At 73.1% G+C, this 8,515-nt stretch carries 8 protein-coding genes and 1 pseudogene; 5 read left to right on the plus strand and 4 right to left on the minus strand.

The window, feature by feature from the left end; genetic code table 11:
• Window positions 1-97: 97 nt before the first annotated feature.
• On the minus strand, window positions 98-817 hold the full coding sequence (nth, locus tag ACRDTB_RS36115; protein WP_431436758.1) for an endonuclease III: 720 nt from the start codon (window positions 815-817) through the stop codon (window positions 98-100).
• Window positions 818-1,039: 222 nt separating this feature from the next.
• Between nth and ACRDTB_RS36120 the strand changes: the two genes are divergently transcribed.
• The 4 genes from ACRDTB_RS36120 to dnaN all read left to right on the plus strand — a co-directional run bounded on the left by ACRDTB_RS36120 (window position 1,040) and on the right by dnaN (window position 4,901).
• Window positions 1,040-1,285, plus strand: coding sequence for a hypothetical protein (locus ACRDTB_RS36120; protein WP_431436752.1), 246 nt, complete (start codon window positions 1,040-1,042; stop codon window positions 1,283-1,285).
• A gap of 170 nt (window positions 1,286-1,455) precedes the next feature.
• Window positions 1,456-2,130, plus strand: a complete 675-nt coding sequence (locus ACRDTB_RS36125) for a Crp/Fnr family transcriptional regulator (protein ID WP_431436753.1) — start codon at window positions 1,456-1,458, stop codon at window positions 2,128-2,130.
• 381 nt (window positions 2,131-2,511) lie between these two features.
• Window positions 2,512-3,744, plus strand: coding sequence for an MFS transporter (locus ACRDTB_RS36130; protein WP_431436754.1), 1,233 nt, complete (start codon window positions 2,512-2,514; stop codon window positions 3,742-3,744).
• Between the two features lie 44 nt (window positions 3,745-3,788).
• The gene (gene dnaN, locus ACRDTB_RS36135) at window positions 3,789-4,901 is read left to right on the plus strand and encodes a DNA polymerase III subunit beta (protein ID WP_431436755.1); all 1,113 of its coding nucleotides are present in this window, start codon (window positions 3,789-3,791) and stop codon (window positions 4,899-4,901) included.
• A 23-nt stretch (window positions 4,902-4,924) separates the two neighbouring features.
• Here dnaN and ACRDTB_RS36140 read toward each other — a convergent pair whose 3' ends face one another.
• Window positions 4,925-5,701 (minus strand): MBL fold metallo-hydrolase, encoded by a 777-nt coding sequence (locus tag ACRDTB_RS36140; protein ID WP_431436756.1) that lies wholly within the window; start codon window positions 5,699-5,701, stop codon window positions 4,925-4,927.
• Window positions 5,702-6,122: 421 nt separating this feature from the next.
• A complete protein-coding gene (locus ACRDTB_RS36145; RefSeq protein WP_431436759.1) occupies window positions 6,123-6,971 on the minus strand; it encodes an NUDIX hydrolase in 849 nt (282 codons plus the stop codon).
• Window positions 6,972-7,027: 56 nt separating this feature from the next.
• Here ACRDTB_RS36145 and ACRDTB_RS36150 point away from each other — a divergent pair, with 56 nt between their 5' ends.
• Window positions 7,028-7,954 carry a Gfo/Idh/MocA family protein gene (locus tag ACRDTB_RS36150; RefSeq protein ID WP_431436757.1) on the plus strand — a complete coding sequence of 309 codons (927 nt, stop codon included), beginning with the start codon at window positions 7,028-7,030 and terminating at the stop codon, window positions 7,952-7,954.
• Here the strand turns inward: ACRDTB_RS36150 and ACRDTB_RS36155 are convergent.
• Window positions 7,951-8,515: pseudogene (locus tag ACRDTB_RS36155) on the minus strand (hypothetical protein); the annotation flags it as partial. The gene ACRDTB_RS36150 and the pseudogene ACRDTB_RS36155 sit on opposite strands and share 4 nt — an antisense overlap.

Below are 8,515 nucleotides of genomic sequence, written 5' to 3' on the forward strand. Positions count from 1 at the left end.
GAGTCCGGCGGCGCCGGCTCCTGGCCGCGCGGCCAGATCGCGAGCACGGCGGCCACCACCAGGACGAGCCCGGCGATCGACCATCGTGCCGGACTCGTCACGCCGCGCCGCCCCGGCCGGGCCGGTACCCGTTGCGAGTGCGCTCTGCGAGATCGATGAGGTGCTCGGCCTCGTCGCCCTTCACGAGCTTCGCGGCGAGCTCGAACTCGGTCGGGCCGGCGCCGAAGGCCGGGCAGTCCTTCGCCAGCACGCAGGCGCCGCACGCCGGCTTGCGGGCGTGGCACACCCGGCGCCCGTGAAAGATCACCCAGTGGGACAGCATCGTCCAGTCCCTCTTGGGGATCAGCGCGCCGACCGCGTGCTCGACCTTGACGGGGTCCTGCTCCCCGGTCCACCCGAAGCGGCGCACGAGCCGGCCGAAGTGCGTGTCGACCGTGATCCCCGGGATGCCGAACGCGTTGCCGAGGATGACGTTCGCGGTCTTGCGGCCGATGCCGGGCAGCGTGACGAGGTCCGCCAGCTTGTTCGGCACCTCGCCGCCGAACCGCTCGACGAGCGCGGTGCCGAGGCCGATCAGCGACGTGGTCTTGTTCCGGTAGAAGCCGGTCGACCGGATCAGCTCCTCGAGCTCGGTGCGGTCGGCGCCCGCGTAGTCCGCGGCCGTGCGGTAGCGCGCGAACAGGGCCGGCGTGGTCAGGTTGACCCGTACGTCGGTGCTCTGCGCGGACAGGATCGTGGCGACGGCGAGCTCGAGCGGGTTCGTGAAGTCCAGTTCGCAGTGCGCGTCCGGAAAGGCCTCGGCGAGCGTACGGGTCATCCGGCGCGCGCGGCGCACCAGCGCGGTGCTCGGGGCGGGCGCGGTTTTCCCGGCGCCACTGCGGGGTAGTTGACGGGTGGCTGGCGGCACACCGCTAGCCTACGGGCCCCAACTGAACCTCAACCCCGCCCCGGACGTCTCCTTGGACAGGTGCCCGCGGACACGCCCGGCGGGCCCACGTCCGAGCCGGCCGCACCGACCTGAGCGAGGATCGACGACACCATGACTGTCTGGTTCGTGTTCGCAGTGCCCTTCGTGGTCATGTTCTTCGCCCTGTTCATGGAGCGGGTAGAGGCGCGGCTGCGGCATGTCGCCGTCCAGGAGGACGAGGTCGAGGAGCTGCTCGAGAACGCGCGACCGGACGAGGTCAGGGCGCTGTACGGGCACGGCATCGGGCGCGCGCTGGAGATGTTCCGGCTGCGCCGCCGGGGTCGGCCCAAGGCTCGCCGCGCCAAGGTCCGCGTCTGACTCCTACCGCGGAGTACGCTCTCGCCCGCGGCGCTGTACCGGCTCGACCTGCGGTGCGGCCCTGCGCAATGATCCACTGCATACGCCCTACACTCATGGTGATCAGGGGCGCTGGTGCCTCGGATCCTGGGTCGGCGGCGCCGGCTCGAGTCTGATCGGGAGGGACGAAGGTGGACGAGACCCTTGCCAGGGCCGGCATCTTCCAGGGCGTGGAACCGGCCGCGGCCGAAGCACTGGCCCAGACGTTGGAGTCCGTCGAGTTTCCGCGCGGGCACGTGATCTTCGCGGAGGGCGAGCCCGGCGATCGCCTCTACATCATCCAGTCGGGCAAGGTGAAGCTCGGCCGGAAGTCGCCGGACGGCCGGGAGAACCTGCTGGGGATCTTCGGGCCCGCCGACATGTTCGGCGAGTTGTCGATCTTCGATCCGGGCCCGCGCACCTCGACGGCCACGACGGTCACCGAGGTGGTCGCGCGCACGATGGACCGCCCGGCGTTGCGCCAGTGGATCGCGACCCGGCCCGAGATCGCCGAGCAACTGCTGCGGGTCGTGGCCCGCAGGCTGCGCCGGACCAACGGCATGCTGGCCGACCTGATCTTCACCGACGTGCCGGGCCGCGTCGCGAAGGCACTGCTGCAGTTCGCCCAGCGGTTCGGCAGCCAGGAGGCCGGGCTGCTGCGCGTCATGCACGACCTCACCCAGGAGGAGATCGCCCAGTACGTCGGCGCCTCCCGGGAGACCGTCAACAAGGCACTGGCCGACTTCGCCCACCGCGGCTGGCTGCGGCTCGAGGGCAAGAGCGTGCTGATCCTGGACCCGGAGCGGCTGGCACGCCGGGCGCGCTGAGCCGTCTCACGAAGAAGAAGCCGGGCGCCGCCCCCGACGCGGCGCACCGGCTTCTTGCTTTGCGTGCACCATCCCCCGACGGTCCACGCTCCCCGCCCTCCGGACGTTAGGCCCCGACCCAAGATCGCCGGAGGGAGCTTTCGTGGTTTCAACGTCTCGCGCACGCCGATCGTTACCCCGCGCGCGGGAAGAACCTACTCGACTTCACTGACAGGACTCTCTGACGTACCCGTCCGTTGTGCGAGTCGCCCGGATTTCGGCTCACCGTTACTGAACCGAGACTTACCACTCGGTACCGAGGTCGAGGCATCACGCTCGGCGTACACATAACGAAAGAACAATAACTGGTACGCGCGTACCAAACCTTGCATACTGGTACGCGTGTCCCACTCTGCTCGCCTCGCCGACTACCGTGCCGCGCTGACCACGCCCGGCGCGGGCGTGCCCGCGCTCATGTCCCTGCTCGCCCGCATGCCCATCGCGATGATTGGCCTCTCCCTGCTGCTCTACGTGCAACGCGAGACCGGCTCCTTCGCGATCGCCGGCCTGGTGTCGGCCGGGTCGCTGGTGGGCGTCGCGGTCGGCGCCGTCATCCAGGGCCGGATCATGGACCGCCGCGGGCCGACCGGACCGCTGGTGGCCACGGTGGGGCTGTTCGTCGTAGCCGTGGTCGGGGTGCTGATCGCCGTCGAGAGCGGGCAGTCGACCGCCGTGATCGTCTTGCTCGGCGCCGTGGTCGGGCTCACCGAGCCCATGGTCGGCTCGGCCTCACGGGCGCTGTGGGCGCACCTGGTCCCGGCCGGCCCGCTGCGCCACGCGGCCTACGCGTACGAGGCGATCAGCCTGGAGGTCTTCTTCATCCTCGGCCCGGCGCTCGCGGGTCTGCTCGTCGCGGCGCCATGGGCGGGCACCGGCGTCGTCGTGGGCGCGGCGTGCATGGCCGTCGGCGGCATCGGGTTCGCCTACAGCAAAGCGGTTCGCGCCGTGCGGCCCGACCGCGAGGCGCGCGACCTGCTCGGCGCGCTGGCGAGCCCCGGCATGCGCACGGTCGCGCTCGCCGCGCTCGGCTTCGGCGTGACCGTCGGGTTCGTCGAGGTCGCGGTGCCGGCGGCGGCCACGAAGGCGGGGCACGCACCGCTCGGCGGGCTGCTGCTCGCGGTGTGGTCGCTCAGCTCGGTCGTGTTCGGCCTGTGGTACGCCACCCGCCCGTGGCCACGCGAGATGCGGCTGCGGCTGCCGGCGCTGCTCGGCGCGTTCGCCCTGCTGATCGCGCCGCTGTCGCTGCTGACGAGCCTCGCGGCGCTGGCGGTCGGCCTGCTGGTGGCCGGCGTGTTCATCACACCCCAGTCCACCGCCCACTCGACGGCCATCGAGCTGGTGGCCCCGCACGGGACGGCGACCGAGGCGTTCGGCTGGGTCGTCACGGCGGTGACGCTCGGCCTGGCGGCCGGGCAGTCGGCCAGCGGCTACCTCGTGGAGCACGTCGGCGTGCCCGTGTCGTTCCTCGCAGCGAGCGTGTCCGGGCTGCTGATCGCGACGCTGGTGTGGGCGCGCCGGGCGACGGTCACGACCTATGCGCCGGCGCCCGATCCGGTGGCGGTCGCGGCCCGCTGAGTCTGCGGTCGCGTTTTGTCGGTGGGCGCCGCTAGCTTGGCGCCATGAACCTCGACCTCACCGTCACCACCACCGAGCTGGCCTCCGCCGCGTCGGCTCTCGTCCGGCTCGTGCCGGGCAGGCTCATCGACCCGGTGCTGTCCGGCCTGCTGCTCGGCGCCGACGGCGAGGGCGTCGCGCTCGCGGCCAACGACCGGGAGCGCGCGGCCCGGCTGCGGCGGCCGGCCGTGGTGCACACCGAGGGCCGAGTGCTGGTGCCGGCCAAGCCGCTCGCCGACACGCTGCGGGCGCTGGAGCAGCCCGAGGTTCGGCTGGTGGTGGAGGGGTCGAAGCTCGCCATCCGCTCCCCCGGCGCGCGCTACGCCCTGCCGCTGCTGGACGTCGACGTGCATCCGGGTGTCGCGGCGCCGCCGCCGGCCGTGGGCACGGTCGACGGCGCGCTGTTCTCCTCGGCGCTCGCCACGGTGGCCGCGGCCGCGTCCCGCGACGAGGCGCTGCCGATGTTCACCGGCGTGCGCATCCGGTCCGAGGGCGACCGGCTGGTGCTGCTGGCCACCGACCGGTACCAGATGGCCTTGGCAACGCCGGCCTGGCGGCCGTCCGCGCCGCCGCTCGACGCGCTCGTGCCCGCCGGCCTGCTGACCGAGCTCGCGAAGCAGGTCGACGGGCCGGTGACGCTGCACGCGGACCGCGACCGGTTCGGGCTGACGTGGTCGCGGGCCGGCGCGTCCGCGGTCGCCACGACGGCGGTGCTCGACGGCAGCTTCCTGCACGAGTCGAAGGTGCCTGTGTCCGATGTGGACACTCGAGTGGAGGTCGACGCGGACGCGCTGGCCGGTGCGGTCCGCCGGGTCGGGCTCTACACCGACGCACGCGGTGTGCTGCTGCTCGAGGTGGGCGACGGGGAGGTCCGGCTGCGCGGCGCGGACCAGCGGGCCGGCGAGGCGGAGGAGTCGGTCAAGGCCACTGTGGACGGTGGGCGGACGCCGCAGTCCTACCAGGCCCGGTTCCTCGCCGACGCCGCGCGCGCGTTCGGCGGGCGGCGGGTGCGGGTGGAGATCCAGCCGGGCATGCGGGCGACCGTGTTCAGCTCGGTCGAGGAGGACGAGCTCGGACTGCGATACGTGGTGATGCCCATGCTGCCGCCGAAACACTGAGCGGCCGCGGGCCGCTGCGCTCGTCAGCCGCCGCGGAGGTAGTCCAGCTGGGCCCGGACCGACCATTCGGCCGGCGCCCACAGCGACCGGTCCACGTCCGCGTACACGAGCTCCACGATCTGTCGCGGCGCGGCGTCCTCGCCCAGCCGGGCCAGCGCGGCGCGGACCTGGTCCAGCCGTTCCTCGCGGTGTGCCAGGTATTCGCCCGCGATACTCGCCACGTCGGGGAGCTCGGGGCCGTGGCCGGGCAGCGCCACGGTTCCCGGCCGCTCCTCGATCAGCCGGCGCAGGGACGTCAGGTACGGGCCCAGGTCGGAGATCACCGTCGTGCCCCGGCCCAGCACCGAGTCACCGGTCAGCATCGCGGCCGCACCGTCGTGAGTCGCCCGCAGGCACACCGAGTCGTCGGTGTGGCCCGGCGTGTGCAGCACGTGGAAGTCCAGGCCCGCGACGGCGAACCGCTCGTCGTCGGACAGGGGTGGGGCCGCCCGGCACAGCACGGGGTCGAAGGCGCGGACCGCGGCCCCGGTGCGGTCGGCCAGCCACGGGGCACCCTCCGCGTGGTCCGGGTGGCGGTGGGTGAGCACGATCAGCTCGACCGGCGCGGTCTCGGCCACCGTCGCCAGGTGCGGCTCATCCTCGTGGCCCGGGTCGACCACCACCACCGACGCCGAGTCCGGCGCGCGCAGCAGCCAGGTGTTCGTGCCCTCCAGGGTCATCGAGCCCGGGTTGCGCTCGAGCACGACCGACGCCACGGGCGTCACCGGCCGCAGCTCGCCGTACGCGGGATGGGCGGTCATGACTAGTCCGCCTCCCCGGAATTCGATGTGCTGGTTCCGTTGAAGGGCCGAACGTTCCGCTTGGTCACGTACTTGTGGCTGGGTTGCGTCACGGTCCCCTGAGATGCGGGTACGAGATCCCCGACCTGACGAGACCGTTCCGCCTCCCCCGAATTCAACGTGCTGATTCCGGTGAAGGACAGAAAGCTCCGCCCGGTCACACACCCGTGGCCGGCTTGCCTCACGTACCCCTGAGACGCGGGTACGAGACCCCCGACCTGATCTGGCACTTCCACCTCCCCGGAACTCAACGTGCTGATTCCGGTGAAGGACGGAAAGTTCCGCCCGGTCACACACCCGTGGCCGGCTTGCCTCACGTACCCCTGAGACGCGGGTACGAGGCCCCCGACCTGATCCGATCTTGAGGTTGACACCAGGGGTGTCATGCCGGCTCGCCCGGGGACAGGTGGGATGACGCCGTCTCGTAGCCGGGGTCGCCGGGCAGGACGATGCGCAGCATGTCGCCGTCACGGGTGACCCGTGGCATCAGCTTCTCGATCGTGCGCTCCCGCGACATCGCGTCGTCGACCGACCGGCAGTCCTCCAGCTCCGCCAGCGTCGTCCAGGTGGGCGGCAGCAGGCCCACCCGGCCCACCTTCCACTCGTCGAGCGTCTCGGCCGGCAGCCCCCACCTGGTGTCCGCCGCCTCCGACGTCGCGCCGTCCGGACGCTGCCCGGCCGGCACCCGGGCGAGGAAGAACCTCGTGTCGAAGCGGCGCTTCTCCTCCTCCGGCGTCACCCAGTTCGCCCACGGGCGCAACAGGTCCGCCCGAAGCACTAGCCCGGCCTCGGCCAGGAAGCCCGCCAGCGACAGCTCGCGGTTCACCAGCTGCGCCCGGGCCTCGGCGTAGGGCCGGACGTCCGACACCACCGACTCCTCCGACGGCCCGGCCAGCAGCACGCCCGACTCCTCGAACGTCTCGCGCGCGGCCGCGCACACCAGCGCCCGCGCCAGGCCGACGTCGCAGGCGAAACGGGACGCCCACCACGTCGGCGGCGGGCCGTGCCAGGCCAGGGACGTGTCCGCGTCGCGCCGGTCGACGCCGCCGCCCGGGAACACGGTCATGCCGCCCGCGAACGCCATGCCCGTCACCCGGCGCTGCAGGAACACCTCGAGGCCGGCGTCGCCGTCGCGCACGAGCATGACGGTCGCCGCGTCCTTGGGCGTCGCCGGCGGGTCCGGGACCTCGGGCGGGACGAAGCCCTCCGGTAGCACCAGTTCCTTCGGCAGCTCACGCACACGCCGAGCCTACGCAGAACCACCGCCGGAACCGGCAGGATGTGACCATGAACCACACACGGCTGCGAATGGGACTGGTCGGCGCGGGCCCCTGGGCGCGCCGGGTGCACGGCCCGGGCATCGCCGAGCACCCCGGGACCGAGCTCGTCTCGGTGTGGGCCCGCCGCCCGGACGCCGCGGCCGAGGTCGCCGCGCTCACCGGCGCCACGCCGGTCGAGGACTTCGACGACCTGCTCGCCACGGTCGACGCCGTGACCTTCGCCGTGCCACCGGCCGTGCAGGCACCGCTCGCGCTGCGGGCCATCGAGGCCGGCAAGCATCTCGTCCTCGAGAAGCCGCTGGCCGGCACCGTCGAGGAGGCCGAGCAACTCGTCGCCGCCGCCGAGCGCCACGGCGTCGCCACGCTGATGGTGCTCACCTTCCGCTACGGCGACGAGACGATCGACTGGCTCGCGGACGTCCGGCGGACCGGCGGCTGGCACGGCGGCGCGGCCCGGTGGATGTCCGCGACGCTCCTCGACACCAAGTACGAGTTCTCCCGCTGGCGCCACGACGGCGGCGCGCTCGCCGACATCGGCCCGCATGTGTTCGATCTGCTCGACGCCGCGCTCGGGCCGATCACCGAGGTGCTCGCCGCACACCTCGCCGAGGCCGGCGCCGTGTGGCACGTCCTGCTCGAGCACACCGGCGGCGCGACCAGCACCGCGACCCTCACCATGCACACGCCCGCCGACCCGCCGATCAACGACTTCGCCGTGTTCGGCGTGCACGGCTACCGCGAGTTCGACGCGAGCGGCGACGCACGGGCACGCTATGCCGCGCTGCTGGACGCCTTCCTCGCGATGGTGCGCGAGGGCCGCGTCGAGCACCCGTGCGACATCCGCCGCGGCCTGCACCTCCAGCGCCTGCTGCGCGCGGTCACAGACAAGGTCACCGACACGGCCACTCGCGCGACCGAGCAGGTCACCGGCTAGCCACGCCCGTCCGGGTGCGGCGGCACGCCGTTGATCATCGTGGGTGCGCCGGACGCGCGGGCGGAGTCGACGCCCGGCCTGCCGTGCCGGCCCGACCACGTGGACGACGACGTGCTGCCCTTGTCCTGCTGCTCGCGCCGGGCCAGCTCGTCCTGCAGCTCGCGCAGGAGGTTGCGCTCCTGGGTGTTGAGGATGTCGTCCCCGAACGCCGCGGCGTGGCTGTCCTTGCTCGCCGGCAGCAGCCGTGGCCGCGTCGCGTCCTTCGACTTCGGCCGGCGGCGCGGCGACGGCCGGGAGTTGGTCGGCGTCTCGATGCGCAGCGCGGACTGCGGCTGGTCGTCCGGCTTGTCCCCGGGCTCCTCCGGCGGTCGCTCCTGCGCGAACGCGGCGGCCGCCCCGGCGGGCTCCGGCGCGGGCTCCGGCGCCGGATCGGGGCGCCGCACCGGGCTCAGCCGCGAGCCCGTCGACTCGGCCGGTTCGAGGCGCGGCAGCTCAGCCGTCGGCGGTGGGCGGTCACCACGAGGCCCGGCGTCCGCGCGGTGCAGCTCGAGGGGCGGCGGC

The organism is Actinophytocola sp. (genome assembly GCF_050699935.1).
Classification (GTDB): Bacteria; Actinomycetota; Actinomycetes; order Mycobacteriales; family Pseudonocardiaceae; genus Actinophytocola.